The sequence below is a fragment of the Seohaeicola sp. 4SK31 genome, assembly GCF_028802875.1.
Lineage (GTDB): Bacteria > Pseudomonadota > Alphaproteobacteria > Rhodobacterales > Rhodobacteraceae > Seohaeicola.
In genome coordinates this window covers 1-1737 of sequence record NZ_JARAMP010000078.1, presented here as the reverse complement: position 1 = coordinate 1737, position 1737 = coordinate 1, and the positions used below count along the sequence as shown (strand labels likewise).

Below are 1737 nucleotides of genomic sequence, written 5' to 3'. Positions count from 1 at the left end.
ACAGTGAAAATCCTCCCGCCCTCCCTGTCGCCAGAAAGGGTAAAGGTGGACGACTTTTACGCCGCCCGCAGCAGGCTCATCCCGCCGCTACCGTGGCCGACTTTCGCACCGCCGTTCTCACCTGAAGAAAACGCCCGCCAACATCGTGGCGGACGTGCAAGCTGCGTTCGTTGCTGAAAATGAGCGCAGAGTTGCGGAAAATTCTCATCAGTTGATCTGCCCGTCCCGGATCACGATCCGCGCCGCCATCCATTCGCTCGATCCCTTCCGGGTCAAACTTACGCGTGAAGGCTCAGATGCAGCGCGCCGTGCGTATTCGCCCATCGGTCAGGGTATCGATGTCGAGCGTCCGATGCAGCGCGTGGAGATCGATGAGCAGAAGATCGACCTTGTTTCTCTTATGGCGGACTCGGGTCTGCTGAACTTCCTGACCGATGATGACAAAAAGGCGCTTGGGCTGGATGATGAGAAGAAGCGCTGGTGGATGACGGTCGCGCTGTGCGTTCGCACGCGTTGCATCGTCGGGATGTCCTTGTCGCGCACACCGAACACGCGAAGTGCTCTCCAGACCGTTGAAATGGCCATGCGCGACAAGGGCATTTGGGCTGATGCTGTTGGCGCTCTGGACCCTTGGGACCAATTCGGGATGATCGGAACGCTTGTCACGGATTGCGGCGCGAATTTCCTCAGCCATGAATTCAGGGCACGGATGCACGACCTGGGCGTCAACGTCTTGAATACTCCCGCGGCAGCACCTTGGCTGAAGCCATACATCGAGCGTGTGTTCCGGACCTTTTCCACCCGACTTATGCCCCGTCTCTCGGGATGCACGTTCGGTGATATTCTCCGCCGTGGCTCGAGCGATCCCGAGGCAAAAGCTGCTTTGACCGTGGACCAACTCTGCGCCGTTCTGGTGCGCTGGATCGTGGACATCTACCACAATACTCCGCACGAAGGGCTGGAGGGTGAAACGCCCCGCAATTGCTGGCTGCGGCTTACGGAAAAGTACGGCGTCACCCCTCCGCCTTCTCTTACCCGTCGTCGGCTGATCTTCGGCTATGAAGACACCCGGACGTTGCAAAAAGACGGGATCACGGTCCTGGGGGTGCGGTATCACTCTCATGCGCTTGCCCGGCACATGATGCACAGCCCTGACACGAATATGGAGCTGCGGTGGTATCCCGAGGACATTGGGGCCATCTGGGTCAAGATCGGGAACGAGTGGTCTCCCGTGTCTGCCGTTCATGGTTGTTTTCATGGGGTGTCAGCGCAGCACTGGCAGGCTGCACGGCGTGAGTTGCGCATCAGGCATGAGGGCGAAGCCAGAGTGAAGGCCTCGGTTGTCCGGAAAGCCCTCGACTTCATCGCGCAGCTGAACGGCGACGCCATGAGGAGTGTCGGTCTCGTGAACGACGACTGGAGCCTGGAACGGAGGGAACGCGAAGAGCGGGCTATGTGCGTGGGATTTCATGTCGACCACGATGATGACGATTCCCCCATCGCTGTCTTCGATAACCGCTGGGGTGAGGGGTTGCGCACCGCTGACACGCCCTCTTCGTCCACTGTCGAAGAAAAAGTGGAGAATATCGAGGAAATTTCTTCCGCGCTGAAAGCGTTGCGCGTTTCGCGTGATGGCGGGCACTGATTTCAGCTGATCGTGGGCAGTGATTTCACGGGAAGGCGGGCACCTGTTTCACGCGATCGCGGGCAGTGATTTCACGCGATCATGGGCAGGAC

The 1737-nt window shown here is 59.1% G+C and carries 1 protein-coding gene; it reads left to right on the top strand.

Annotated elements, in window-relative coordinates; all coding sequences use genetic code 11:
• Positions 1 to 145: 145 nt before the first annotated feature.
• A complete protein-coding gene (locus PVW27_RS21440; protein WP_274561237.1) occupies positions 146 to 1645 on the top strand; it encodes a Mu transposase C-terminal domain-containing protein in 1500 nt (499 codons plus the stop codon).
• Positions 1646 to 1737: the final 92 nt, after the last annotated feature.